Here is a 25,552-nt window from a genome sequence, read left to right as displayed (position 1 = left end):
GAGAAGAATCTTTGTTCTCAAACCGGTCGTTCATCGCCGGCGGTCCATTCGTACACAACGGTGCCGACAAACACACCTACTGACCCCATCAGGCCGGTGAGGACTGCTGTCGTGAAGACGCCGGCAAAATCGTGGACAAAAAAGACGTGGAACCATATCCAGCTATGCCCGAACACGCCAAAAGCGAAAAACGCCGAGCGCGGCACAACGTTCTTGAACGGCAGCGTGTGGCGCAGCATCACAAACATCTGCCCGGCCCAAGCGCCAAGCGCGAGCAGCAAACCGTACTGCAGCAATGATTCGGGACGTAGCAGTATCTCTGCCGTCTCAGCGAACGGAACGGCAAGCAATATAGATCCGAGAGTGTGCGCCGCTACGAATCCCAACGCTACGAATACGACGGCCAGCCAGGGTTTCGAAATTTCATGCGGAGCCGAAGGTATATCCTGACCAACCAGCAGCCCAACAAACCACCCAGCGGCCGTCAACCCTGTGAGATCGACCAGGATATTCAGAAACTCGGCGCGAAGGGTTGTGCCGAGAAAGGCCCAGCCAGTGAGAAACCCAAGCGCCCAAATCACGCCGAGCGACATCCCGTACAGCAGTCCTTTCAATCCAGCGTGAAGCGCCCAGCGGCGCTGTATAATCGAGAAGAACAAGGCCATCATGCCGAGCGCAACAACGATGTACACGAAGATGGACAAGCGTCGAACACCGACAGTGACAGCCCAGCTGCGCTCAAGGGCATTCAGCAGGCGCTCAGGAGGGTAGTAATCCCATGTGGGGTGGAAAAGCCGCGCCCATATGACGACTAAAACGATGATCGCCGCGACGAACATCCCTGCATATCGTTTGTTGAGCATGTAGCCCCCTTTCAAACCCGATCTCCGGGACTGTGTGGAGTCGAGTACTTGCCAACGGCACTACGGTTGGCAGGCGATGCTTCAAACAACCGATTACTGACAGTACCCGGCAATCTGAAGGAAGTATAGTACAGCACATCGATGTCTGCTTTGGTTTGCGGATTCAATGGATCAGAAATTGGTTACGACCCGTGCGCTGTCCACTTTGGGTCGGCTCCTGCCGCTACGCTTACTCCATTCTAGCCAATTTTTGCCTGGTTATGTCGCTGATTGGCCAATAGGCGCGACCATTTGCTTCTTAGTTGTAAATCGACAGCTGACCAACTACAGAGAAACATGGTCTGTCCCCTCTTATTCCTGTTTTTTTTGCGGCATTCATGGCTTGTTTCGTCTGAGCAAGACGAAGTGAGAGCGTCCGCCTGAGCCGGTTCGTTAGCGTTTTTATCCCCTCTATATACCTTGGCCTAATTTATATCGAGTTCAAAATAAAAACTTGCCCCTTGACCGGGTGGGCTATCAAAACCAATTTTGCCACCATGACGTTGAATAATCTCCCGGGAGATGGCCAGGCCAAGGCCCGTGCCGCCTCGCTTGCGAGTGTTGGACGCATCCGCCTGTGAGAAACGGGTAAAAATATGTTCGCGGAATTCTGCGGGGACGCCTTCTCCCTGATCGGTGACGGCAACACGTACTTTATGTTCATTGCATTGAGTAGTAATTAAAACACATGCCCCTGCCGGCGAATACTTGACGGCATTAGACATAAGATTGGAAAGGACCTGCAATAAACGATTCTCATCGCCAATAACCGTACAAGCACCACATTTATTTTCTTCGACCGAAAAGTGCACACCATACTGATCGGCATAGCCCTGGTTGGCCGTAACCGCCTTGCTAATCAGTTCGCTCACTTCTACGACATCTTTCTGAAAAACCATCTTCCCATCCAACAGCTTCTCAATATCCAGAATGTCATCTACCAGCAGGCTAAGCCGCTCGCTGTTGTTGTAGGCAATACGCAGCATATTCTGGGCGGATTCGGGATTCTCCATTGTTACGCCGCTCGACAGCAGGCCCAGCGCACCCTTAATAGAGGTAAGCGGGGTGCGTAATTCGTGACTCACCACAGAGAGGAATTCCGATTTGGCCTGATTGGCCCTGTTGGCTTCATCGCGGGCCTGCGTTGCCTCCATTTCCGCAACTTTTCGCTGATTAATTTCCCGCGCCAGCTTGCGGTTATAGAAATACAGGAAACCAACAATGAAAATGAAGGCCGTCAGACTTTTCCAGAACAGGCCATAATCAAAACCATGCTCGTATCGAATGCCAATCCACTTATTATGAATTTGTTTACGATCTTCATCGCTGATGGAATCGAGGGCATGCTGTAATATCTCCACCAGTTCCGGCCAGTCCTTGCGCACTGCCATGCCGAGTTCATAGCGGATTGGCATTTCACCGGATATCTTCAGATTGGTCAGGCCTTTTTTTTGCATGAGGGTGCTTGCGGTCGCAATGTTGTCGATGAATACATCTATCTGACCTTGTGATACCGCTGTTAGACCTTCCTCGGAAGTTTTGACAAGATGTAATTCTATCTCGGGGTGGTTAGCCTTTAGATATTCATGTGTTGCATAGCCCTTGACTACACCGACGAGATTGCCCGTTAAATACTTAATACCATCTATGTAGTTGACCTCGTCAGAGGTGACCATCACCATCGGGAATGAAAGATAAGGGCGGGTAAAGTTTACGTACTCCAGTCGCTGAGGGTTTTTCGCAACACAGGAAAATACGTCCAGTTCGCGTTTTTTTACGGCCTCAATCATGTCCGGCCAGGGTTTGTCTTTCTCCACCTCAAAGCGGACCCCCAGTTTATTTTCTATGAGCCGCATATAGTCTGCCGCAATGCCCTGATATTGCTTCTGGTCATTAACCCATTCAAACGGTGGCCAGGCGATATCGGGGGCGAGCCGAATGACCGGGTGCGCTTTAAGCCATGTCCGTTGCTGTGGCGTTAATGATAATGTTTCGTCAGACGACTTCTCCTCGACTATACGGGCGGCATCGATTGAATTAGCTTTGGTCTCGCCAGCGGAGGCACCGGGCATGGCAAATAATATGGGGGTAAACAGTGTCATAGCGATGAGTGATGCTATTTTTCTGTTCAGGCGCTGAAGATCCATGTTCACTAACTTCCTGATGCGTAGTTATTAATATACGCCATTAACATAAAAGAGAAAAAATACTGTCTCTGTTTTTGTGGGATTAGTATAGCAATAAGCGTATACGCGAGCCGACGAAGACAATCCTCTTTAGGTGATCGCGAAAGTGCCGGGAACACGCATGGCCATTGGTCATGCGGCGCGCATACACCGGAACAATTATAGTTGGGTGAACAAACCGAAAGGCTTAGTCCAGGCGGAAACCGATCTTTACCTTGACCTGGTAGTGGGCGATCTTGCCGTCGACGATGTGGCCATGTGTCTCGAGGACCTCGAACCAGTCCAGGTTGTGCAGGCTTTCGCCGGCCTTGACAATCGCCTGCTCGATGGCATCATCGGTGCCTTTTTTCGATGTGCCGACAACTTCGATCATTTTGTATACGTGGTCACTCATAACCTCTTGCTCCCTGGTCTGGTTTGTTTATTGTTGCGTGCCGGTGTTATCAGGCGATGCTGACGTCTTTTGCCAAATACACATCCTGAATGGCATTCAGCAACTCGATGCCGTCGCGCATGGGTTTCTGAAAGGCCTTGCGCCCTGAGATCAGCCCCATGCCACCTGCGCGTTTATTGATTACGGCCGTGCGCACGGCCTGATGCAGGTCATCGGCACCGGAGGCGCCACCTGAATTGATCATGCCGGTGCGCCCCATGTAGCAGTTGGCCACCTGGTAACGGGTCAGGTCGATGGGGTGATCACTGGTCAGTTCGCTATAGACCTTGTCATGGGTCTTGCCGAACTTGAGCGCCGTGTAGCCGCCGTTGGTCTGCGCCTGTTTCTGCTTGATGATGTCGGCATCGATGGTGGCGGCCAGATGGTTGGCCTGCCCGGTCAGGTCGGCGGCCACGTGGTAATCGGTGTCGCCCTGCTTGAAGGCGGGGTTACGCAGGTAGGCCCATAGTACCGTGGCCATGCCCAGTTCATGCGCATGCTGAAAGGCCTCGCTGACCTCCTGGATCTGGCGGCGTGATTCCGGTGAGCCGTAATAGACGGTTGCCCCGACCGCCGCGGCGCCCATGTCAAAGGCCTGCTCAACGCTGGCAAACAGCGTCTGGTCATAGATATTCGGGTAGGTGAGGAGTTCATTGTGATTGATTTTGATGATGAACGGGATCTTGTGCACATAGTCGCGGGCCACGGCATTGAGCACACCGAGCGTCGAGGCGACCGCATTACAGCCGCCCTCAATGGCGAGCTTGACGATGTTGCCCGGGTCGAAAAAATCGGGGTTGGGGGCAAACGAGGCCCCGGCGGAATGCTCCACGCCCTGGTCAACGGGCAGGATGGAGAGATAACCCGTGCCCGCGAGGCGCCCATGCCCATAGATGGCGGCGAGGTTGCGTAACACGCCGGGCTTGCGGTTCTTGTGGCAGACCACCCGGTCGATGTAGTCAGGCCCGGGGATATGCAGCCGGTCTTTCGGGATCCCCTCGCAGCGGTGGCCGAGGAGGCTGTCGGCCTCCTTACCGAGAATGGTGTGAATGTCGGTCATGCTGAACTCCTTTCACGTGTTGGGTATTCAATTTTAGGCTGACAGCCCATTTTTCAAGCTTACTCCCGCTGCCGGTTCAGATCGAATGGTTTACACTGAAGGTATGGGTTATTTTTGAGAACCGTTCTCAACGGAAGGCAGGACAGATGGCAAAGGCCCCAAGGAAACCGGCAAGCAGCAAATGGTCGGCAAAGGTCACCCGCGAGAGCAATGCGCTGGACCTGGACGAGGGCGTGTTTACCTGGAAGGACCCGGACAAGATCGCCCGCTCACTGAAGCGCTCGGCTGAGGCCAGCACACGCCGCAAGGTATCGCCGTTCCGTTCGGCCATGTCGATGTTGGTGTTTTATATCAACCGTGCCGGCAAGAATCTCGATGCCGGGCAGAGGCAGGTCCTGGAGCAGGCCAAGGATGCCCTGCGCCGACTCTATGGCAAAGGCTAAGCGCCTCGGCTGCCATCCTGTCGCTGAAAACTGCTATTCTCCCGCCCCATGTTGAACTTCACCGAACTCTCCCTGCGCCGCGGCGTGCGCGAATTGCTGCATGACGTCAGCTGCACCATCCATACCGGGCAGAAGGTCGGCGTCACCGGCGCCAACGGCGTCGGCAAGTCGAGCCTGTTTGCCCTGATCCGCGGTGAATTGCAGCCCGATGCCGGCGAGTTTGCCATGCCGCCGGCGACGGTGATCGCCCATGTTGCGCAGGAGACCCCGGCGGTCGAGCGCAGCGCGATCGATTACGTCATGGACGGCGATAGCGAACTGCGGCGTATCGAGGCCGCGATCGCCGAGGCCGAGCAAAAACACGATGGCCAGGCACTGGCCCACCTGTATGCCGAGATGGAGGCCATCCACGGTTATAGCGCGCCGAGCCGGGCCGGCAAGCTGCTGCACGGGCTCGGCTTTACCTCTGTGCAGGAGCAGGCCCTGGTCACGAGTTTTTCCGGCGGCTGGCGCATGCGCCTGAACCTGGCCCAGGCACTCATGTGTCGTTCCGACCTGTTATTGCTCGACGAGCCGACCAACCACCTCGACCTCGAGGCCGTGATCTGGCTGGAAGACTGGTTGCGAACCTACGCGGGCACCTTGCTGCTGATCTCACATGACCGCGATTTTCTCGACCGGGTCTGCACGCACATCGCGCATATCGAGCAGGCCGCAATGACCCTCCACACCGGTAATTATTCGGCCTTCGAGGTGCGCCGCGCCGAACAACTCGCTTGTCAGCAGTCCGCGTATGAAAAGCAGCAACGCGAGGTCAAGCACATGCAACAGTTTGTTGAGCGTTTCCGCGCCAAGGCCACCAAGGCCCGCCAGGCGCAGAGCCGTATCAAGGCGCTTGAACGCATGACCGTGATCAGCCAGGCGCATGTCGATTCGCCGTTCCATTTCCATTTTCGGCGCCCCGACGTCCTGCCGCACCAGTTGTTGGAGCTGGAACATGCCAGTGTCGGTTACGGTGGTCTGTCGATCCTCCATGGTATAGATATGAAGGTCCACGAAGGTGATCGCATCGGCCTGCTCGGGCATAACGGTGCCGGCAAGTCGACCCTGATTAAACTCCTCGCTGGTGAGATCGCGCTGGAATCCGGCAAGCGCAAGGAGGCCAAGGACATTCATATTGGCTATTTTGCCCAGCACCAGTTAGAACAACTTGATGGCGAGGCCAGCCCACTGTTGCACCTGCAACGCCTGGATAAGAAGGCCCAGGAAAAAGACCTGCGCAATTATCTCGGTGGTTTTGCCTTTTTTGGTGATATGGCCACCGACCCGGTGGCTCCCCTGTCCGGTGGTGAGAAGGCACGCCTGGTGCTGGCAATGATCGTCTACCAGAAGCCGAACCTGTTGTTACTCGACGAACCGACTAACCACCTCGACCTGGAGATGCGCCATGCCCTGACTGCCGCACTGCAGGAATTTGAGGGCGCGATGATCATCGTCTCGCATGACAGGCATCTGTTGCGCACGGTCGCCGACACCCTGTTACTGGTCGCCGACGGCAAGGTCAGACCGTTTGACGGTGACCTGGATGATTATCGGCAATGGGTCAGGGAGCAGGGCCAGAAGGGTGAGGGCGTCGGCAATCAGGATGATAAGACACCCGGCCTCACCGCCATGAATAAAAAACAATTGCGCCAGGATGCCGCCGAGAGGCGTAAACAGTTGCAGCCGCAACGTAACAAGGTAAAAAAACTTGAGCAGCAAATGGAAACACTGGGTGCAGACAAGACCCGGGTCGAGGAACAACTCGCCGACAACAACCTGTATAGTGACGACAACAAGGACAGGCTAAAAACTTTGCTGGAACAACAGGCCGCGATTACCCAGCAACTCCGGGATGTGGAAGAACAATGGCTGGAAGCCAGTGAGGCACTTGAGGCCCTGCAAGATTAATCTGTTATCAACAGTCGTAAGGTGGCCCTTGCGCACCGGACAGTGTTGAAAATATCTTCGAGTTATACAAGGTGCGCAGGGCGCACCCTACGGCTTGACACAAACATTAATGATTGGTTTTACAATCAGCAATCATAAATAAAGGTTTTCTATATGAAATGGTTAGACAAGATCCCGCTCTCGACCCTGGTGGTCATTTCACTGTTGCTTGGCCTGGCGCCGTTTATGCCCGAGCCGCATGTCTGGGAAAAACTGAAAATGCTCGCCGACGGCACACTGAGCAAGCCGATCGATATTTTTGACCTGTTTATGCACGGTACACCATGGGTATTATTGATACTGAAACTGTTGCGCATGGCTCAGGTAAAGCAATAAGCGCTAGCGGCTGCAGCCCATCATTTATATGACAGCGGGCACGTTTTATTAACAGACGATAAGGATTCGTTCTGATGCGCTACCTGATGCTGATGATTGTGCTGTTGTTGTCGCCCCTGGTCACGGGTGCGGCGCAGAAGGCATTGTCCGGGCCGGTCTGGTTTGAGCGGGTCAGTGATGCTGCTCCCGTCATCCACGTTTATTTTTTCTGGTCCAGCAACTGCCCGCATTGCCTCAAGGCGAAGCCGCATATTGAGCAACTGGCGGCAACGCAACCGGATCTACAACTGCATGCCTACCAGCTCGACGGTGAGCCCGACAATGTAATACGTTACCAGTTAATGGCAGGGGAGCTGGGGCAGAAGGCACAGTCGGTACCCGCCTTGCTGTTGTGCAATACGATGCTGACGGGCTTTGATGAGCGTGCGACGCCGCAGCAGTTGAGTTCGCTGTTATCCGCTTGTCGCCGGCATATCGTGGCAACAGGTTCGCTGAAAGGGTTTTCTACTGTACCGTCTAAACATGTTGATCTGACATTGCCCTTCTTCGGGCGGGTGAACACGGGCGACGTAGATGGCTTGCCGGTGATCACCCTGTTCATCGCCGCTGTGGATGCGTTTAATCCCTGTGCGTTTTTTGTCTTGATGTTCCTGATGGGCATGATGCTGCACAGTGGCAGTCGTGGGCGGATGCTGCTGGTCGGCGGGGTGTTCGTGACTATCTCGGGCCTTATGTATTTCCTGTTCATGACGGCCTGGCTTAATCTGTTCCGGCTTATCGGTCACCTCGATGCTATTACCGTCATAGCCGGCATGGTCGCGCTGGCCGTGGGACTGATCAATATCAAGGACTTCATCTGGTTTAAACGTGGCGTGTCATTGACGATCTCCGACAGTGCCAAACCGGCACTCTATCTGCGCATGCGTAAGCTGTTGCAGACACGCTCATTGATCACCTTGTTACTGGCAACAACCGGGCTGGCTGTGTTTGCGAATCTCTATGAGTTTCTGTGCACGGCGGGCTTCCCGATGGTGTACACACGGATTTTGACTTTAAGCGATCTCTCCACGCCCCGGTATTACGCCTACCTGGCACTGTATAACCTTATTTATATCGTGCCGTTACTGACGATTGTTATGTTGTTTGCCTGGACAATGGGTGGCCGCAAGCTACAGGAACGAGAGGGGAAGAGGCTTAAACTTATCTCCGGCAGCATGATGGCGACACTTGGCCTCGTGTTATTGATAAACCCCGGCCTATTGCAGAATATTGTGGCCACCATGGTTATCCTGGCTGTCGCAGTAGGAGTCGCCCTTGTTGCCATCTATGTTGAAAAATGGCACAAGGCCGAAGGTGCATAACGCGCCAACCGCGCTGGTGTTTACACGTTAGCGCGTAATGCGCTCCAGCAACTTCTCGAGTTGCTGGGCGAGGCTGTCCCAGACAGCCATCGGCCCGGCCTTCTCGATGCTTTCCTGCTGCCAGTCTTGCAGTGACCTCATCTTGAGTTCATCGAAGTGGCTGGCGAGTCGGTCACGCTCCCCTCTGAGGACGGCGAGATCATCCTCGATCTCAGATGTCTTGGCCGTTTCACCCGCCTCCTTGTGGGCCTGTGCCAGCACTTCATCGACATGCTTCAGGCGCGCCTCGTTCTCCTTGATGTGTTGTTCGACCAACGATTCAATTCCAGCCATAAATAGCTCCTTGTTAGGGTACGTGTGAGTAGTTTTGTATGTGTCGTCAAACGCGCATAAAGCAGCCTCAGCCAAAAGTATCCGAGGTAATGCTGTCATACCAGCCCGCTGCGTAACGAGCCTCCTGCTGACGGAAGGCGGCGTCGGCATCCTTCGGGCTGACGCCACCGGAACCCTCAACCGCGTAGATCCCCTTTTCCTCGCTGTAGCGGTACACCGCGGCGACCGAAATGCCATAGTCGGGCGAAACGAGGCTGTAGCAGGTGTTGACGTAAGAGGGCTCCGGCATGCTGATACCGTGTAGCGCGGAGACAATTGCGGCCGCGCAGACCTTGCCCTGACTATTCGCGGCAAAGCCGGATTTCGGCATCTTGCCGGCAATCGAGGCATCACCAATGACATGCACGTCGGCCTGCAGGCTTGATTCGAACGTCCGCTGGTCGACCGGGCACCAGCCGTCGTTATTGGTCAGCCCGGCCTTGTGCACCAGTGCAGCGGCCTTTTGCGGCGGAATGAAATTCACCACATCGCCCGTGTGCCGGTCACCAGACTCGGTGAACAGCGTCCGCGTTGCGACATCGACCTCGTCGATGCGACCACCTTGACTGCCACTGACCCACTCGATCATGCCGGGGTAGAGCTGTTGCCAGCCCTGCATAAACAAGGGCTGCTTGGAGAACTTGTCCTTGGTATCGAGGATGAGGATTTTCGACCTCGGTTTGTGCTGCTTCAGGTAGTGCGCGATCAGGCTGACGCGTTCATAGGGACCAGGCGGGCAACGGAAGGGGTTGCCGGGCGGCGCGATGATAACGGTCCCCCCATCGGACATGGCGGTAAGCTGATCGTGCAACAGCGTGGTCTGCGAGCCGCCTTGCCAGGCATGCGGGATGGCTTGCGCATCCTCTGCGGTCATGCCTTCGACGGCCTCCCAGCGGAAATCGATCCCGGGTGACAGCACCAGGCGATCATAGGCAAGGGTCTGGCCGTTACTGAGGGTGAGCTTGTGTGCCGGCGCATCCACTTCCTGCACCATGGCATGAACAACCTTGATGCCGCGTTTTTCTTGCGCCGTGTAGCCATGGCTGATGGCATCCATATCACGCATCCCGCTGAGCACGGCATTACTGAACGGGCAGGTGACAAAGCGTGTGGCCGGTTCGACCAGCGTGATGTCAAGATCGGGGTCAAAGCGATGCAGGTACTTGGCGCAGGTGGCACCACCGAAACCGCCACCGACAACGATAACCCTGCCCGTGGTGGCAGGAGGTTTGCTGCAGGCGGCCAGTGGTCCCAGCGTGGCAAGCATGACACTGCTACCACCGAGGAGTTGGATAAATTTTCTACGGTTCATCGTATTCATGACAGTCTCCTACTTCAGCGTGCCGAAGTGTTCGGCGATGAGGCGGATCTCTTCATCCGAGTAGCCCCTGGTATGGCGGCCCATGACGGTTGAGGCCCGTTCACCGGAGCGGAATTCTGTGAGGGCGCTGCTGATAAATTCAGCTGATTTGCCGTGAATACTGGGAATGGCGCCGGGACTCCTACCATCGGTGCCATGACAGGCGGCACAGGAGTTAGCCAGCATGGCCCCCTGGCTGATGCCAACGGCCTGCGCAGTGGTGGTAGCCGCTAACAACAGGGCAGTAATGAGGAGTGAACAGGTAGGAATTCGGGAGCGCATATATCACCTCCGGTCTGTAGTCTGGCAATGGGTTCAACATAACGAAAAGATATTGTTTTATATAACAGAACGGGAAGTCATGATCCTTGATCGCGGTCAAATTAATGCAATGCCTGTGGCCGGGCAAGACATCGGCACGGCTTTGTAATAAGGTCACGGGTAGGGCAATAACCCGGTTATCTCACGAGAAGAAAAGGAGGGCTGTGCGTGTTGCTTGTTCGTTTCTTGCGTCATGTTGTTCCGGTTGTGCTCGTGTTGCTCTCCAGCCTGAGTGGCTGCGCCTCACCGCCTCTCGATGATAGCGAGGCGGCCATTGCCCTGGAAGATATTGCCGCTGCTGACAAGCCGAGTAGGCTGAAGGCGCAGACACCGCCGCCGTCGCGCCGCAGTTACGACTACGTGGTCGATGGTCGTCGCTACACGGGTGATGTGTACCGTTCAGCACAGGGTGTGCGCGCGGGCCTCGTACTGGTGCCCGGCGTATTTCCTGCCGGCAAGGACGACGCCCGGCTGGTCGCAACGGCAAAGACGCTGGCACGCCTGCAGTTTGCCGTGCTGGTGCCTGATCTGAAAGGGCTGCGTCGTAACCGGTTGCGTGCACATGACGTGCGTGAAGTGGCAGATGCCTTTCGTTACCTGCTCTCCCGTCCGGAACTGGTGCCGGCAGGGCATGCAGGTATTGCCGGTTTCAGTTATGGCGGTGGACTCGTGGTCCTGGCGGCCCTCGAACCGGATGTGCGTGAGCAGGTACGTTTCACCGTCAGTTTCGGCGGTTACTATGACCTGCGCAGCATCGTGACCTATTTCACCACCGGACATTACCGGGAGACACCCGGCGCCGACTGGCGGTACCGTAGCCCGCATCCCTATCTGAAGTGGGTATTCACGCTTTCCAATGCCGACCTGCTGGAACACGCCGGGGACCGCGCGACCCTGCGAGACCTCGCGCAGGCGATGGCTGATGATGACAACGATATTGATATCACGACGGCCGAATTTTCTGCTGATGCACAGGCATTGTATGCATTGCTCAACAACGAGGATCCGGATCGGGTGCCAGCACTTATCGAGAAGTTGTCACCGCGCATCCGCAATGAACTGGCGGGCATCAATCCTGCCGCACACGACCTGTCGGCAATACGGGCGCAGGTGATCCTGATGCACGGTCGTGGTGATACGTTTATTCCCTACACGGAAAGTATCGCCATGGCACGGGCGCTACCGCCCGGGCAGGTGCAGTTGTTTATCATCGAGGGCTACGCGCATACGAGTGTGCGACCACAGCGCGAGGACATCCCGCAATTTCTCGACATGATGCAGGCGTTGCTGGATCAGCGCATGGCCGTAGAATAGCAACCGTCGGTCTCGTCTGGTCGGGATGTCACGATACACTTCAGGAGGCAGGCAAACTGCATGAAGGATAAAATGATTAACATCATTGCCAGTGTCTTGCTCGTCCTGTTGCTGGTGAATGTCTGGATGTATTTCCAGCAGCCGGCGATGACCTTTTATCCCTATCGCCAGTTTTATCAAACGCCGAGCGACTGGGGGCTTGCGTACGAGGATGTCTCTCTGACCACCCCGGACGGGACCCGCCTGCACGGCTGGTACCTGCCGCGCGAGGGGGCGCAGCGGGCGCTACTGTTCATGCATGGCAACGGCGGCAATATCTCCCATCGCGGCGACTCGTTGGCGATCTTCCATCGCCTCGGCTTCAATATATTTATTTTCGATTACCGCGGCTATGGCCGCAGCGAGGGGGTGCCCGGTGAGCAGGGTCTGTATGAGGATGCGGCCGCGGCCTGGCAATACCTTGTCGAGCAGCGCGGCTTTGCCGGTGAGGATATCGTCCTGTTCGGTCGCTCCCTCGGTGCCAGCGTTGCCGCCAAACTGGCCGCGGAGGTCGGACCCGCCGGCCTGATCCTGGAGTCGAGCTTCAGTTCGGCGCGCGACATGGCGCAGTCGGTGCTGCCGTTGTTGTCGCGGCTCGTGGTCATGCGTTATCGTTTTGATACGGCGGCATACGTCAGGCGGGTGACGTGCCCGGTGCTGGTGGCGCACAGCCCGGACGACGACATTATCCCGTTTGAGCTCGGCCAGGCGGTGTATGCGGCGGCCAACCAGCCGAAAATCTTTTTAACCATGCAGGGTGACCACAATAGCGGCTTTCTGCAAAGCCAACCGGCATATGAGCAGGGCCTGGCCGAGTTTATGTCGAGTCGGGTGTTCGGGGTGCAGGAGGGCGTTACGAAGAACAACTGACCTCGATATCACCGGCCCAGTCGGGTGGCGGCTCAGCATAGTGGGCGTGTGCGGGGTGTTCATCGAAGGGTGTCTTGAGTAGTGTCATCAAGGCGTCGATCTCGCTGTAATCCTGGTCACGCTCGGCCTTTTCGATCGCTACCTGGGCCATGTAGTTACGCAGCACATATTTCGGGTTGCAGGCCAGCATGGCCTCGCGGCGTAAGCTCTCGGCCTTGCCCTGTTGTTGTAACTGCGCCCGGTACGCGCTCAGCCACTGTGTGAATTTTTCACGATCAATAAACAGGTCACGCAGTTCGGCGTGACAATCATTACCCTCATCATTGATATAAGCCAGCTGACGGAACACGGTCGTGTAATCGGTGCGACTTTGTTTCATCTGCTCAAGCAGGGACTTGCAGAGGCTTTCGTTATCCGCGTCGGCCTGTTCAAAACCGAGTTTGCTGGCCATGAGCTGGTGGAAGTGCTCAATGTAGGCCGGTTGGTAATCTTCCAGGGCCGCCTTGGCGGCCTCGACCTCGATGAGCGGTAACAGGGCCTGTGCCAGACAACTGACATTGAACAGGCCGATCTGCGGCTGGTTTTTAAAGGCATAGCGGCCTTCATGGTCGGAGTGGTTACAGATATAACCGGGTTCATAGGCCTCCATGAAACCATACGGGCCGTAGTCCAGGGTCAGACCAAGGATCGACATGTTATCGGTATTCATTACGCCGTGTGCAAAGCCCACTGCCTGCCACTGTGCGAGCAGGCGCGCGGTGCGCGTGATCACGGTTTGTAACAGGGCCAGGTATTGGTCCTCGCGTCCAACTAATTCCGGGTAATGGTGTTCGATGACATAATCGGCGAGGGTGCAGATAGGTTCATGTTGCTCGCGGTAGTAAAACACCTCAAACGAACCGAAGCGTACATGCGAGGGTGCCAGGCGGGTGAGCATGGCACCGGTCTCGATCCGTTCGCGGTAGACCTCGTCATCACTGCCGGTGATACACAGGGCACGTGTGGTCGGAATACCCAAGCCATGCATGGCCTCACTACAGAGGTACTCACGGATGGTCGAGCGTAATACCGCGCGTCCGTCACCGGCACGCGAATAGGGTGTCTGCCCGGAGCCCTTTAATTGTATTTCCCATTTATCGCCATGCTGGTTGGTGGTCTCGCCGAGCATGACGGCACGGCCATCACCGAGCTGCGGCACGAAGTGGCCAAACTGGTGGCCGGCGTACAGCATGGCCAGTGGTGCATCACCCGTCAGGCGCCGTTTGCCGGTAAAGACCTCGGCAAACTCCGGCGCATGCTGAACCTGGTGATCAAGGTCGAGCAGGTCCGCGGCATCGGCATTGAAGTGGAGCAGACGAGCGGTTTGTTCAAATGGTGTCGGCGACACAGGCGAGAAAAACGTCTCGCCGAGTGCGGCAAAGGAATTACTCAGAGGCAGGGAATGCAGGTCGTGTTTCATGGCAGGGATTGTAGGGACTGTGACGGGCTATAGCCAGTCACAGGGCTTAACACGTGTTCATTATAGGTGTTTATATCAAGGCGATTCATAGGGTTAATGAACCCAGCGGCAATATGGGCAGCGGATATAAATTCGTGCATTGCAGGGATTATTGATCTCGCTCAAGGAATGCAGTGTTATATATGATTAAAATTAAATTATTAGATAGAGCATTTTCAACGAGGAGTCACATATGTTCGGTGAGCACCACCATCTGGCAACAGAATTTCCGGAATACAAAGACCGGATCCATGAGCTGAAGACGGGCGACAACGCTCATTTCAGCAAACTCTATAGTGAGTACAATGAGGTAGATAACAGCATCTACCGTATTGAAGAGGGCATAGAGAATACGGATGATGAATACCTGGAAACGTTGAAGAAACAGCGCCTCGCCCTCAAGGATGAATTATTAGCCATAATCAAAGAGGCATAAGGGGTCAACATGGTTGATGAAGAACTGCAAAAATTGATAGCGCGTCGCGATGAGCTTCTCAAACGTATTGAGGCGATTGAAACGGATTACCGCCAGGGCCTGGATGCGGATTCCGAGGAACGTGCCGTGCAGCTCGAAAATGCCGAAGTACTCGAAGGTATCGGCAAGGCTGCGGTAGAGGAACTGGAAGAGATTGAAAAAAAACTGGCGGAATTTGCCTGATTAGCCCTTGGTCGTGGTCACTGTGGCCGCGGCCAGTTTGGCATTCTTGCGTGCAGTCTCTGTATCGTCGGCCCAGGCCAGTGCCACACCCATACGCCGACGGGTGTAGGCCTCGGGCTTACCAAACAGGCGCAGGTCGGTTTGTGGCACCTGCAAGGCGCGATCCACATCCTCAAAGGCAATGCCCTTTTCATCCATGCCGCCATAGATCACGGCACTGGCACCGGGGCTGCGCAGGGCGGTGGAGACCGGCAGGCCGAGGATGGCACGGGCATGCAGTTCAAATTCATTTTGTAACTGCGAGGTCATGGTTACCATGCCGGTATCGTGCGGACGCGGGCTGACCTCGCTGAACCAGACCTGGTCGCCTTTGATAAATAACTCGACGCCGAACAGGCCGCGTCCGCCGAGTTCATCGGTAATGGCCCCGGCGATCTCACGGGCCTGCCTGAGGGCGGTTTCACTCATGGCCTGGGGCTGCCAGCTCTCGACATAGTCGCCGTGTTGCTGGATATGGCCGATGGGTTCGCAGAAGTGGGTCTCGATCTCGCCGCCTGCGCCGAGCGCACGTACGGTGAGCAGGGTGATCTCGTAATCGAAGTCGATCATCTGCTCAACGATGATGCGAACCCCCTGCACGCGACCACCGCTCATGGCATAGTCCCAGGCGGTTTGCAGATCGTCGGCACTGCGCAGGGTCGACTGGCCCTTGCCGGAGGAAGACATCACCGGCTTGATGATACACGGGTAACCGATGCCGCTATCAATGGCCTGCTGTAGTTCGGCGAGCGATTCGGCAAAGGCGTATTTCGAGGTCGGCAGGCCGAGGTTCTTGGCGGCGAGGCAGCGGATGCCCTCGCGGTTCATGGTTAGTTGCGCGGCGCGTGCGGTCGGGATCACGGTAGCGAGGCCCTCGGCCTCAATGCGGGCCAGTTCGTCGGTGGCGATGGCCTCGATCTCGGGGACGATGATATGCGGTTGTTCCTGTTCGACCAACGCCCGCAGGGCGGCCGGGTCGGCCATGTTGATGACATGAGCGCGGTGCGCGACCTGATGGCCAGGGGCGTTCTCGTAGCGGTCGACACCGATAACCTCAACCCCGAGGCGTTGCAGGGCAATAATGACTTCCTTGCCGAGTTCGCCGCAGCCCAAAAGCATGACCTTGGTCGCGCCGGGTGAGAGGGGGGTGCCGAGTTTCATGGTCGTCTCCTAAATGGGTAAGGTGCCCATGATAAAAGATCGTCTGCCCCAGTGCATGGGAGTGTACGCGCGCAGCGGGGATTCATTCGGTTATCGGCGCGGGGGTCGTGATGTGGTAGCCTATAGGGCAAAATTAAGGGGCTCGGCATAAAAGCCGGGTCAAAGACGTATCGGAGAGTTAAGTGGTTGATTCAGTTATAGATATAAGTAGTAAGAAGGCCTTTAGCCGTGAAGAGTTATTAAAGAGTGGCCACGGCGAGCTGCTGGGGCCTGGTAATGCACAATTGCCCCTGCCGCCGATGTTGATGTTCGACCGCATTACGCATATCAGTGATGAGGGCGGCGCCAATGGTAAGGGCCAGATCGTCGCCGAACTCGATGTTCGTCCGGACTTGTGGTTTTTTGACTGCCATTTTGAGGGTGACCCGGTCATGCCGGGCTGCCTGGGCCTGGATGCCATGTGGCAGCTGGTCGGTTTCTTCCTCGGCTGGAAGGGTGGCCCGGGTCGTGGTCGCGCGCTGGGCTCCGGCGAAGTAAAATTCACCGGCCAGGTCACACCAAAGAACAAACTGGTGACTTACCGTATCGATTTGAAGCGTGTCATTATGCGCAAATTGGTGATGGGGATCGCCGATGCCGCCATGGAGGTCGATGGCAAAGAGATTTACACCGCCAAGGACCTGCGTGTTGGCCTGTTCACTTCGACTGAAAATTTCTAAGAGGGGTTTCGCATGAGACGTGTCGTCGTCACCGGTCTGGGGGTTTTATCCAGTATCGGCAACAACGCCAGGGAAGTAACGGAGTCACTGCGTGAGGGCCGTTCAGGTATCGAATTTTCACAAGAGTATGCCGATCTCGGCTTTCGCTCTCACGTCCACGGGCCTGTGCGCATTAACCCTGCCGAGCATATCGATCGCAAGCTGATGCGCTTCATGGGCAGTGCCGCGGCCTATAACTATCTGGCCATGAAAGAGGCCGTCGAAGACTCGGGCCTGGCGGAAGATGTCATTTCTCATGTCCGTACCGGCTTGATCATGGGTTCCGGCGGCGGTTCCAATGAGAATATCGTCATTGCCACTGACACCCTGCGCGAGAAGGGCCTCAAGCGTATTGGGCCGTATATGGTTACACGTACCATGGGCAGTACCACCTCGGCCTGTCTCTCCACCGCCTTCAAGATCAAGGGTATTAACTATTCTATTAGTTCGGCCTGTTCGACCAGCGCACATTGTATCGGTAATGCCTATGAGCAGATCCAGATGGGCAAGCAAGATGTCATGTTTGCCGGTGGCGGTGAAGAGCTGCACTGGAGCATGACCGACCTGTTCGATGCCATGGGTGCGCTGTCTTCCAAATATAACGATGCCCCGGAAACGGCCTCGCGTGCCTACGACGCCAACCGCGACGGTTTTGTCATTGCCGGTGGCGGTGGTTGTGTGGTGCTTGAGGAGCTCGAACACGCCAAGGCCCGCGGCGCAAAGATTTATGCCGAGTTGATCGGTTACGGCGCCACCTCGGACGGTTACGACATGGTCGCGCCATCCGGTGAAGGCGCGATGCGTTGCATGCAACAGGCGATGAGCACGATCGATGTGCCCGTTGATTACATCAACGCCCACGGCACCAGTACCCCGGCCGGGGATATGAAAGAACTCGAGGCGGTGAAGAATGTTTTCGGTGATAGTATTCCACCGATCAGTTCCACCAAGTCACTCACCGGTCATGCCCTGGGTGCCGCCGGTGTCAACGAGGCGATCTACTCACTGCTCATGCAGCAGGAAGGTTTCATCAGTGCCTCAGCAAATATCACCGAGCTCGATGAGGCGGCTGCCGGTATTCCTATTGTCATGGAACGCATCGACAATGCCAAGATTGATACAGTCATGTCGAACAGTTTTGGGTTTGGTGGCACAAACGCGACCTTGATCTTTGGACGTTACAAAGACTAAAGGCTAATTGCACAGCAATAACAGGATGTTTAGAAAAGCGGGTCTCTGGCCCGCTTTTTTATTGCTCAGGAATCTACCGACGCGAGAGTTTGGAATAAATGCTGGTTAAAACAGAGTAGATTAAGCGGCTATTGTATTCATTGCTTAACAGCAACGTTAATAAACTGCTATGAATGAGATCTGACATGAATCTTCAGCGGAGCAGGCGGCTTAGCGGCTACTCTGCTGAAGGACATGGTTAGACTTTATAGCTGGTCGCCGTCCCTGAAATTTGTCAGGGTGTGGGTGTGTTCACCATCATTATTGATCTTGTGGTATTCACCATCACCGGCATTTTTTACATAAGAACAGCGAGGCTCAGGCCATTTTTTGGATGTTGTACAATGCTGACCTTCTTCATTGACAGACCATTTTCTATTCTTGCTACGCTTGCCACTCTTGTTGTAATAAACATTATGTGAGCCATCCGGGGCTTCATAAGCTTTAAATCCTTTGTCCTTCGGCAGGTACAGGCCATCAAATGTTTTATCCGTAAACAATGCTCTAACTTCATCTGCGGTCAAGTACTCCGCGGCACTGGCTGTGTTCAAAACCGCAAACAAGGCCAGCAGGGCGATACTGCATTTCTTCATATCAGATTTCCTCATTATTATTGTTCTCCACTATGTATGAATAACTGCCCGTGTGGAGGTAAACGGGTTAGCAGGGACTCAGGCGGCGCGTATTTATAGCCATCATTTAAGTATGTTATTTTCATGGCCATCGTAACAAAGTTGAAATTGACCCGCGAGTTTTTTTTACTCATTTGGGCAGTAGATTGGCGGCTGTTTCGTTTATAAGCAATGTCTTATAAAGCCTTGCTGCGCAGGGGTTTCCGGATTAACGTCATGCGATTCGTGCCATTGAAGAATGACCTTTCAATTTCTCTCGCATTAATACGGTACCTATTTTTAAGCGCGTCGTCGAAATGCCGGTATTTCAGTGTTTCGGCTCAGTCGCAACCCAGGGCCTCTCGCGTTCGCGTCCCATGGCTGGGGTGACACTCACCTGATCGGTCTATCTTCGGAGGAGGTGGTTCCGGATACCTTTCCTTCTGGCTGGGTGTTTGTGTGGATTTCTGCAGTTCCCATTCGCCGGGTATTTTTTTGGTCTCTGTAGAACCCCTTACTGCCGGTGGAGGGGTTTCGATCTCCTGCACATCGGGTTCGGCGCCACATGGCGTACTTAATCCCAATGAAATTGACAATGCAGCCGCATAGGCGATTACTCTCGGTGTTGATTTTTTCATGAAATGACTCCTTCTGCAGGGGCGGGAAAGTTACCTGAACATTAAGTAACAGGCGCGAAGAAAAGGGCGTCCTGTTGAGCTGATTGTTATGCATTTTTTATAAATGAAGCCAGTGATTCTTTTTCCTCAAGGTTGTCTCCAGCCAGCCACACAAGTGCCTCATCAAAGTCACGGAATATATGCGCGGAATCGCGTTTTCCTTCAGCAAAGGTTTGGTAAGCCCGGGCCAGCCCATAGATGGCATCATTATCTTCTGGTATGAGTATGGCTAATTTGCTCTCCACCATCGGCAGCTGATGTGGCGGCTTGTGTCGATAGCGAGGTTATGCTTTGTATTTGCCTGCAATCGGAAAGCTCCTTAAGGATAGGTAATTTTTCAATTTCTTTATCATAGGCAACGATATGCTGCATCAGGCCATTATCAGTAATGTCACCGGAGATATTGGTTAACATAAAGTTATGATCTTTAGAATAGTGTGTGGAAAACCCCATGTGCATTCATCCCTTATGCTGACCCTGTATAACAGTAATCCAGACTGTATGCAGTCAATTCCATTTGAGTTTTATTCAATTCTTTTCTGGATCAAGTATTCCAGTCCCTCGGCTTTAAATCATAACGATTTTGAATGGCTACGCATTTAAAATGCCGGGTCAGAGCGTCCAAAGAACGACGAGAAACCCCAGCCCGGTTACGGGAACGAGTGCGTAGTTCCAGCTCAGCCAGCCACCGAGACTGGGGAATTTCTTTAAGGTCTCGCCATAGAGTGTGTCGTTGGGGATGAAGGCCTCTGGTTGGTAGAAGCCAAGTGCCTCCTCGCAACGGACAAGCAGGGCGCGCGTCGTGGCGCGGGCACGGCTACGGACAACCGTATAGATAAGGCCAATAATCGTAATCGCCACGACAATAATGGTGACACCTTGTTTCGGCCCGCACGACAGGGGTTCTCCCATTCCGGCGAGGAAGGACCCCCCGGCACCTAAAATGGCCAGGAGCAGCGTGGTAAGTTTTTGCTGGGCCTCTTCAATGGCGAGCAGCTCGGTGGCGTGCTTTTGATAGGCCGTTAGCAGGATTTTGATTTTCTCGGCGCCTGGTAAAGTCTGGGCATTCATCGTCTTACCTCTTGTGAAGCGAGTAGTCGTCTATGTAATGATTCGTATTTGTCACCGAGCTTATAAGTAACTTTATTGTTATAACCCTTCAAACTCTCCCATAGAGCCAAGACGGATAGTAATTAACTCAATATCAGTAATTGCCTCATGCGGACCTTGCCTGACCCCCGCAGGAGTTTTCCAAAAAGTCCCTTTTTCACACACTCTTCCACCTGTTATAGCTGTGCCCGAAATAATATAAACAAATTCATCAGAAGGGTGAGTGTGCGGAGGGATGATCGTACCTTTTTTCATTTTTAGGCGATGAATTGATCCATCAGAAACTGGCTCAGTCAGAACTGACCAACTTGTTCCGGGGAAAATGTCGAGGTCAGAGAAATGTTGCTCATCCAAGTCTATAAATGTTTGCCCCATAATTACCTCCAATGTAATGTGAGTTTGTATTGCTTATAACATTTAAGTTGTGCGGCGTGAACGAAGCGCAGCGTAGTGAATGTCCTAAGGAGCGCCTTGTTATGTGTTTTTATCATCTTTTTCAGCATTAATTACACTGTATGTTGTTTTCGACTCTTCTTTTGGCTCATTAGAGTTCTTTTTTAGTTCTTCAATTAGCATTCCTGCAAAAGCACCACCTGCCCCTAAAACAACCCTAAAGTGGTACGCCAACCGCAGTGCCTGGCGCCGCAATGCCTGCACCTTGACTACCAAATATTGTTGCGCCAATACTAACCCCTATTAAACCAAGTCGACTTTTTGTGCTGCGATCATCCCATGCTAAGCGTTTCACTTCTCTTCCTATAAGTTTTGTAGCTGGCCAAATTATTTTTACTTTTGGCGGTTAATTGGACGGCTTCTTTTGCTTTATTTTTTGCAGGGATGTCTCGTGATTTTATTTCGAGAAGACTTTGTGCCCAACCTAATAAAGCATCGCGCTCAATTTCATTTGCGCTTCTGGCCACTTTGATCGCGAGCTGACGCTGCTTACTTTGCTCGTTGTTCATTGTGGGTTCCTTTTACACATAACAATGATATAGACAGAATTGTATGTAATACACTTGATCTTTTATAGTTAATTTCCCTCAATCCTAACAGGCAGCAAATGGGCTCGCGAGTCATTTCTATCGTATATTAGCTGTTCTCACATTCATCAATCCGCGATCATCAATTTTCGCGCAGCGGCTCAAACAGATACTCCAGGCCATTAACCTTGACCTCGTAGACTATGCCCAGCAGTTGCCCCAGTTCCCCCTCGGGGAAACCCTTATTGGCAAACCACACCACGTAGGGTTCCGGCAGGTCGATCAAGAGGCGATTGGCGTACTTGCCAAACGGCATGCGGTAACGGGCCAGTCGCAGCAACTGCTGCGGGTCATACGCCAGGGCGGGTTGTTGCCTTTCAGGCATGCGCGGCTGCTTTCAGGCGACGGTGGCGTTTGTTATACAACCAGACGATGCTCATGGCGATGATCGCGCCACAGAAGGCGAGGAAGGCGTCTTTCTCTGCATCCCAGATATCACCCTGCGTGCCGAGGTAAATCGCACCAAGTTCCGGGCTGACAATCGTCATGACGGCAACCTCGAGGAATTCATAAAAGGTGCTGAAGGCGAGCACGGCGACAACGGGCAGAAAATACGACCAGCTCGGGCGTACCCCGGCGGCACGCATAAAGATGTCGCGGAAGGGGTAGGCATTCAGCAGGCCGTAGGCAAAGTGGACGATGCGGTCATAGTGATTGCGGCTAAGGTCGAAGGTGTTCTGTAACCAGAAGCCGAACGGCGTCTCGGCGTAGGTATAGTGGGCGCCCACCAGGTGCAGGCTGATAAAGGCACCGAACAATATATACGACAGGTTGGTGAAGGCGAAGCGCCGGTAGGTAACCACGAGCAAGGCGGCATAGATAAACACCAACAGGTTCTCGAGCAGCCAGTCGCGGCGGTTGAAGGGCTCGATAGCGGTGATGATCCATAACACTACCAGCCAGAGAATGAGCCCCTGCAGGGGGCGGTTGTTGCGAAATGGTCGTGGCGTCACGGCTGCTCACCCTTCATACGTATGCTGTTATGATTTCCAGTATGCCAGTTGCCGTATGATGAAGACAAACAGGAGTCGGGATTTGAACAGGCGTCGCAGGATGATAATGCTGTTGTCAGCGTTCAGTGGCTTACTGATCATGCTGATAGTCAGCCTGCCCGGCATCGTGGAGCGGCTGGTCGAACACCGGCTCAGCAAACTCGGGGTGGATGCGGCGCGGCTGCAGATCGCCGAGCTCGGTCTGAAGGCCAGCCGTATTCGTACATTAAAGTTTGTCTACCGTGGCAGCGGTAAGCGCTTCGCGGTGACGGCCAGCGATATTCAGATCAGTTACCGTCTCGATGAACTCCTGTTTGGTCGGTTGGGACATATCCAGTTGCCGAGGGTGGCGGTGCGGATCAGTGCGTTGCCGGGTGTCCGTGTGGATATGCCATTACCGACGATAGCTTCGATCCCCTTGCCGGCTGCATGGTTGCCCGACCTGCCGTTTAAGCAACTGACGCTGACGCAGCTGCGTCTCTATGACGAATCAAGCGGGGGCGATGCGCCGGTTGATATGCGGGCCGATATTCTGGTAAGGGGCGGACGGCTGCAGGCAAGGCTTGATCTGGAGGCCGAGGGGCGGGAACCGCTGCATGCCGATCTCCGTCTTATGCCAAGCGGCGAGATGGCATTATTGGTCTCACCGGCTGGGGCACAACCGTCGTACCTGTCACTGACGAGCGGGCCGCTCATCGACAACGGCCAGCGCCTGCAGGCGCAGGTGGCTGTGGAGGGCGATTTGCAGGCATTGCAGGCTGCGTTCAGCGCCTGGCAAGTAGCCGGTGTCGTGCCGACCATGCGTGGCCACCTCAAGGGACAGGGTCAGCTGAGCTTGCCGCTTGCACAGGATCCACACGTACCCTTAGCCGGGTTGTGGCTGGAGGGTGGGGCATCGCTGGATGTCGAGATGCCGGGTGTGTTGGGGGCGGTCGAGGGGCTTCGTGTTGCCTTACCCCTCACGATCGATCTAAAGGAGGGCCTGCTGCACTGGCATATTGAGGACGGTGCGCGTGTCACCTTTTACCCCCGCCTCGAGGCGCCCTCTGCCATGCAGACATGGCTACAGGCCCGGGGCCGTGATGGCCAGCGGTTGCCGGTGATCATCACGGCCCCGGGCGGGGTATCCGGTCAGGCCCGTATCGATGCAGACTTTCTTGCCCACCCGCGCCTGCAAACCCGCGATACCTTGCGCCTCGACTACGGCGAGGCGGGGGCAGCGATGGACCTGCACCTATCCGCACAGGCACTCGATATCGGCCTGCGCCCGCCCCTGCAGGGGCGGGCGATGCTGACATTTGCCGGTAGCCTGCTTGAGGCACAGCCATTGCCGGCCAAGCGTGCGGCTCTTACCGGCACGGCAACACTTGCCCTGAGAGAAGACCGCCTGATGCTGGCACTGCAACCGGGGACGGCCTTGTCGCTGGACGGGTTTGCCTCGGCAGGGTTTGTGGCCCCGTCACTGACGGCGACGCTGGAAAGCCCGGCAGACTGTGCCTACCCATTGAGCCCTGCGTCGTGGCACTGTGCACCGTTCGCGTTGCGCCTGTTGCTGCCCACGGCCACCTTGGGCGACAAGACCCTGCAGACGGGCAATACACAACTACGGTTAAAGACACTTGCCGGCACCGCGAACGGCTGGTCGGTGCAGGCGCGGGGGGAGATGGCGGCGGTGTCGCTGCATACGGGGGGGCATTCTGTTCGCCTGGACAGCGTGCAGGCCGCTGTCCAGGCGGACCAGTCCGGTGCGAAGGCGCAGTTAACATTGTCTGCGGCCGGGGGCGGCATCAACGCGCACATAGACGCGGTGCATAGGCAGGCCGATAACCGCGGTCAGGCAACGTTCAATATCGACCCTATAAACTTCACGCCAGACAGGCGCCTGTTCGCCCGGCTATTTGACGGCTGGCCCCCGGCGCTGAACCTGGACAAGGGCCGCTTGCTGGCCGGGGGCCGCCTGAACTGGCGGCCGGAAACAGCTAACAAGAAGGGCGCGCTGTCGCTGGATCAGACAACGCGTATCAGTCTGGAGGACATCGGCGGTGCCTACCAGAAAACGACCTTCGCCGGCCTGAGCAGCGCGGTTATGCTGCGTGGCGTGACGTCGCCACGGCTTGAAACCCCGGCCACTATCCGCCTGGCGACGCTGAATCCGGGATTCCCCATTACCGACATCTCCCTGCAGGCCGCGATGTCGGTGCCGCTGGGCGGCAAGCCGGTGTTCAGCATCAATGCCCTGCAGGCACAGGCACTCGGCGGCCAGGTCGCCGGTGATCACATCGAGCTGGACCTGGCGCGCGAGCGGAATCCCTTCACCATCCGCGTCAGCGGGCTGGATATCGGGGCATTGCTCAAGCTTGAACAGGATAAGGGCCTCTACGGTACCGGTGTTATCGATGGTGAGTTGCCCCTGGTGCTCGATCGTGATGGCCTGTCCATGCGGCAGGGGCGATTGGTCGCCCGTGCCCCCGGCGGCGTGCTGCGTTATGCCGGCGATGCACGGGTGCAGGCGCTGGCGCAGGGCAATCCGAACCTGCAGCTGTTGCTCACGGCCCTGCGAGACTTTCATTACCACCTGCTGCAGACAGATGTGAACTATGCACCGGACGGCAGCCTGACCATGCAGCTGAGGCTTGAAGGCAAAAATCCGGAACTTGAGGGTGGCCGGCCTGTCCATCTTAATGTGAATGTCGAGGAAAACGTCCTCATGCTGTTGCGCAGCCTGCGACTGGCAGATGAAATCAGCGAAAAGGTCGGTGAGGGCATCCAGCAACGTGAACAAGGCCGCTGAT

Annotated in this window: 29 protein-coding genes; 11 read left to right on the top strand and 18 right to left on the bottom strand. The window is 55.3% G+C overall.

Annotation, left to right across the window (positions count from 1 at the left end):
• Nucleotides 1–17: 17 nt before the first annotated feature.
• The 4 genes from EL386_RS12670 to EL386_RS12655 all read right to left on the bottom strand — a co-directional run bounded on the left by EL386_RS12670 (nucleotide 18) and on the right by EL386_RS12655 (nucleotide 4,581).
• Nucleotides 18–863 carry a hypothetical protein gene (locus EL386_RS12670; RefSeq protein WP_126456602.1) on the bottom strand — a complete coding sequence of 282 codons (846 nt, stop codon included), beginning with the start codon at nucleotides 861–863 and terminating at the stop codon, nucleotides 18–20.
• A gap of 464 nt (nucleotides 864–1,327) precedes the next feature.
• The gene (locus tag EL386_RS12665) at nucleotides 1,328–3,049 is read right to left on the bottom strand and encodes an ATP-binding protein (protein WP_126456601.1); all 1,722 of its coding nucleotides are present in this window, start codon (nucleotides 3,047–3,049) and stop codon (nucleotides 1,328–1,330) included.
• Between the two features lie 226 nt (nucleotides 3,050–3,275).
• A complete protein-coding gene (locus tag EL386_RS12660) occupies nucleotides 3,276–3,482 on the bottom strand; it encodes a dodecin (protein WP_126456600.1) in 207 nt (68 codons plus the stop codon).
• A 49-nt stretch (nucleotides 3,483–3,531) separates the two neighbouring features.
• Entirely contained in the window at nucleotides 3,532–4,581 is a 1,050-nt protein-coding gene (locus EL386_RS12655) for a class I fructose-bisphosphate aldolase (RefSeq protein WP_126456599.1), read from the bottom strand.
• Nucleotides 4,582–4,727: 146 nt separating this feature from the next.
• On the opposite strand from EL386_RS12655, the gene EL386_RS12650 reads away from it, so the two are divergent.
• The 4 genes from EL386_RS12650 to EL386_RS12635 all read left to right on the top strand — a co-directional run bounded on the left by EL386_RS12650 (nucleotide 4,728) and on the right by EL386_RS12635 (nucleotide 8,710).
• The gene (locus EL386_RS12650) at nucleotides 4,728–5,024 is read left to right on the top strand and encodes a DUF3175 domain-containing protein (RefSeq protein ID WP_126456598.1); all 297 of its coding nucleotides are present in this window, start codon (nucleotides 4,728–4,730) and stop codon (nucleotides 5,022–5,024) included.
• Nucleotides 5,025–5,072: 48 nt separating this feature from the next.
• On the top strand, nucleotides 5,073–6,974 hold the full coding sequence (locus tag EL386_RS12645; RefSeq protein WP_126456597.1) for an ATP-binding cassette domain-containing protein: 1,902 nt from the start codon (nucleotides 5,073–5,075) through the stop codon (nucleotides 6,972–6,974).
• A 153-nt stretch (nucleotides 6,975–7,127) separates the two neighbouring features.
• Nucleotides 7,128–7,349 (top strand): RND transporter, encoded by a 222-nt coding sequence (locus tag EL386_RS12640; RefSeq protein WP_126456596.1) that lies wholly within the window; start codon nucleotides 7,128–7,130, stop codon nucleotides 7,347–7,349.
• Between the two features lie 74 nt (nucleotides 7,350–7,423).
• On the top strand, nucleotides 7,424–8,710 hold the full coding sequence (locus tag EL386_RS12635; protein WP_126456595.1) for a thioredoxin family protein: 1,287 nt from the start codon (nucleotides 7,424–7,426) through the stop codon (nucleotides 8,708–8,710).
• Between the two features lie 27 nt (nucleotides 8,711–8,737).
• On the opposite strand, the gene EL386_RS12630 is transcribed toward EL386_RS12635, so the two are convergent.
• From EL386_RS12630 to EL386_RS12620, 3 genes are all read right to left on the bottom strand, one after another.
• Nucleotides 8,738–9,043, bottom strand: coding sequence for a hypothetical protein (locus tag EL386_RS12630; protein ID WP_126456594.1), 306 nt, complete (start codon nucleotides 9,041–9,043; stop codon nucleotides 8,738–8,740).
• Nucleotides 9,044–9,110: 67 nt separating this feature from the next.
• Nucleotides 9,111–10,403 carry an NAD(P)/FAD-dependent oxidoreductase gene (locus tag EL386_RS12625; RefSeq protein ID WP_126456593.1) on the bottom strand — a complete coding sequence of 431 codons (1,293 nt, stop codon included), beginning with the start codon at nucleotides 10,401–10,403 and terminating at the stop codon, nucleotides 9,111–9,113.
• A 9-nt stretch (nucleotides 10,404–10,412) separates the two neighbouring features.
• On the bottom strand, nucleotides 10,413–10,724 hold the full coding sequence (locus EL386_RS12620; RefSeq protein WP_126456592.1) for a c-type cytochrome: 312 nt from the start codon (nucleotides 10,722–10,724) through the stop codon (nucleotides 10,413–10,415).
• A gap of 207 nt (nucleotides 10,725–10,931) precedes the next feature.
• Here EL386_RS12620 and EL386_RS12615 point away from each other — a divergent pair, with 207 nt between their 5' ends.
• Both EL386_RS12615 and EL386_RS12610 read left to right on the top strand, forming a co-directional pair.
• Nucleotides 10,932–12,077, top strand: coding sequence for an alpha/beta hydrolase family protein (locus EL386_RS12615; RefSeq protein ID WP_126456591.1), 1,146 nt, complete (start codon nucleotides 10,932–10,934; stop codon nucleotides 12,075–12,077).
• Nucleotides 12,078–12,137: 60 nt separating this feature from the next.
• Nucleotides 12,138–12,986, top strand: a complete 849-nt coding sequence (locus EL386_RS12610) for an alpha/beta hydrolase (protein ID WP_197722088.1) — start codon at nucleotides 12,138–12,140, stop codon at nucleotides 12,984–12,986.
• Here the strand turns inward: EL386_RS12610 and EL386_RS12605 are convergent.
• Complete coding sequence (locus EL386_RS12605; protein ID WP_126456590.1) at nucleotides 12,970–14,445, bottom strand: protein adenylyltransferase SelO; 1,476 nt, start codon at nucleotides 14,443–14,445, stop codon at nucleotides 12,970–12,972. The two genes, EL386_RS12610 and EL386_RS12605, sit on opposite strands and share 17 nt — an antisense overlap.
• 232 nt (nucleotides 14,446–14,677) lie before the next feature.
• On the opposite strand from EL386_RS12605, the gene EL386_RS12600 reads away from it, so the two are divergent.
• Together EL386_RS12600 and EL386_RS12595 are read left to right on the top strand one after the other, a co-directional pair.
• Nucleotides 14,678–14,920 carry an HP1242/YdcH family protein gene (locus tag EL386_RS12600; RefSeq protein WP_126456589.1) on the top strand — a complete coding sequence of 81 codons (243 nt, stop codon included), beginning with the start codon at nucleotides 14,678–14,680 and terminating at the stop codon, nucleotides 14,918–14,920.
• 9 nt (nucleotides 14,921–14,929) lie between these two features.
• Nucleotides 14,930–15,142 (top strand): hypothetical protein, encoded by a 213-nt coding sequence (locus EL386_RS12595; protein WP_126456588.1) that lies wholly within the window; start codon nucleotides 14,930–14,932, stop codon nucleotides 15,140–15,142.
• On the opposite strand, the gene purT is transcribed toward EL386_RS12595, so the two are convergent.
• Nucleotides 15,143–16,342 carry a formate-dependent phosphoribosylglycinamide formyltransferase gene (gene purT / locus EL386_RS12590; RefSeq protein ID WP_126456587.1) on the bottom strand — a complete coding sequence of 400 codons (1,200 nt, stop codon included), beginning with the start codon at nucleotides 16,340–16,342 and terminating at the stop codon, nucleotides 15,143–15,145.
• 203 nt (nucleotides 16,343–16,545) lie between these two features.
• Here purT and fabA point away from each other — a divergent pair, with 203 nt between their 5' ends.
• Nucleotides 16,546–17,061 (top strand): 3-hydroxyacyl-[acyl-carrier-protein] dehydratase FabA, encoded by a 516-nt coding sequence (fabA, locus tag EL386_RS12585; protein ID WP_126457360.1) that lies wholly within the window; start codon nucleotides 16,546–16,548, stop codon nucleotides 17,059–17,061.
• 12 nt (nucleotides 17,062–17,073) lie between these two features.
• Nucleotides 17,074–18,291: a beta-ketoacyl-ACP synthase I gene (fabB, locus tag EL386_RS12580; protein ID WP_126456586.1), complete on the top strand. Its 1,218-nt coding sequence runs from the start codon at nucleotides 17,074–17,076 to the stop codon at nucleotides 18,289–18,291.
• A gap of 245 nt (nucleotides 18,292–18,536) precedes the next feature.
• On the opposite strand, the gene EL386_RS12575 is transcribed toward fabB, so the two are convergent.
• The 9 genes from EL386_RS12575 to EL386_RS12535 form a co-directional block, all read right to left on the bottom strand.
• Nucleotides 18,537–18,923: a hypothetical protein gene (locus EL386_RS12575; RefSeq protein ID WP_126456585.1), complete on the bottom strand. Its 387-nt coding sequence runs from the start codon at nucleotides 18,921–18,923 to the stop codon at nucleotides 18,537–18,539.
• 359 nt (nucleotides 18,924–19,282) lie between these two features.
• Nucleotides 19,283–19,579 carry a hypothetical protein gene (locus EL386_RS12570; RefSeq protein WP_126456584.1) on the bottom strand — a complete coding sequence of 99 codons (297 nt, stop codon included), beginning with the start codon at nucleotides 19,577–19,579 and terminating at the stop codon, nucleotides 19,283–19,285.
• Between the two features lie 246 nt (nucleotides 19,580–19,825).
• On the bottom strand, nucleotides 19,826–20,071 hold the full coding sequence (locus EL386_RS12565; protein ID WP_126456583.1) for a hypothetical protein: 246 nt from the start codon (nucleotides 20,069–20,071) through the stop codon (nucleotides 19,826–19,828).
• 159 nt (nucleotides 20,072–20,230) lie between these two features.
• Nucleotides 20,231–20,689 carry a hypothetical protein gene (locus tag EL386_RS12560; RefSeq protein ID WP_126456582.1) on the bottom strand — a complete coding sequence of 153 codons (459 nt, stop codon included), beginning with the start codon at nucleotides 20,687–20,689 and terminating at the stop codon, nucleotides 20,231–20,233.
• Nucleotides 20,690–20,767: 78 nt separating this feature from the next.
• Nucleotides 20,768–21,103, bottom strand: coding sequence for a cupin domain-containing protein (locus tag EL386_RS12555; RefSeq protein WP_197722087.1), 336 nt, complete (start codon nucleotides 21,101–21,103; stop codon nucleotides 20,768–20,770).
• Between the two features lie 99 nt (nucleotides 21,104–21,202).
• Nucleotides 21,203–21,412 carry a hypothetical protein gene (locus EL386_RS12550; RefSeq protein ID WP_126456581.1) on the bottom strand — a complete coding sequence of 70 codons (210 nt, stop codon included), beginning with the start codon at nucleotides 21,410–21,412 and terminating at the stop codon, nucleotides 21,203–21,205.
• Nucleotides 21,413–21,453: 41 nt separating this feature from the next.
• Entirely contained in the window at nucleotides 21,454–21,690 is a 237-nt protein-coding gene (locus EL386_RS12545) for a hypothetical protein (protein ID WP_126456580.1), read from the bottom strand.
• A 160-nt stretch (nucleotides 21,691–21,850) separates the two neighbouring features.
• Nucleotides 21,851–22,093 (bottom strand): DUF3820 family protein, encoded by a 243-nt coding sequence (locus tag EL386_RS12540; RefSeq protein ID WP_126456579.1) that lies wholly within the window; start codon nucleotides 22,091–22,093, stop codon nucleotides 21,851–21,853.
• The gene (locus tag EL386_RS12535; protein WP_172597725.1) at nucleotides 22,086–22,721 is read right to left on the bottom strand and encodes a DUF2238 domain-containing protein; all 636 of its coding nucleotides are present in this window, start codon (nucleotides 22,719–22,721) and stop codon (nucleotides 22,086–22,088) included. Before EL386_RS12535 ends, EL386_RS12540 begins: the two co-directional genes overlap by 8 nt.
• Nucleotides 22,722–22,821: 100 nt before the next feature.
• Between EL386_RS12535 and EL386_RS12530 the strand changes: the two genes are divergently transcribed.
• Nucleotides 22,822–25,551 carry an intermembrane phospholipid transport YdbH family protein gene (locus EL386_RS12530; protein ID WP_172597724.1) on the top strand — a complete coding sequence of 910 codons (2,730 nt, stop codon included), beginning with the start codon at nucleotides 22,822–22,824 and terminating at the stop codon, nucleotides 25,549–25,551.
• Nucleotide 25,552: the final 1 nt, after the last annotated feature.

The sequence above is a fragment of the Sulfuriflexus mobilis genome (assembly GCF_003967195.1).
GTDB lineage: Bacteria > Pseudomonadota > Gammaproteobacteria > AKS1 > AKS1 > Sulfuriflexus > Sulfuriflexus mobilis.
This window is presented reverse-complemented; position numbering and strand designations above follow the sequence as displayed.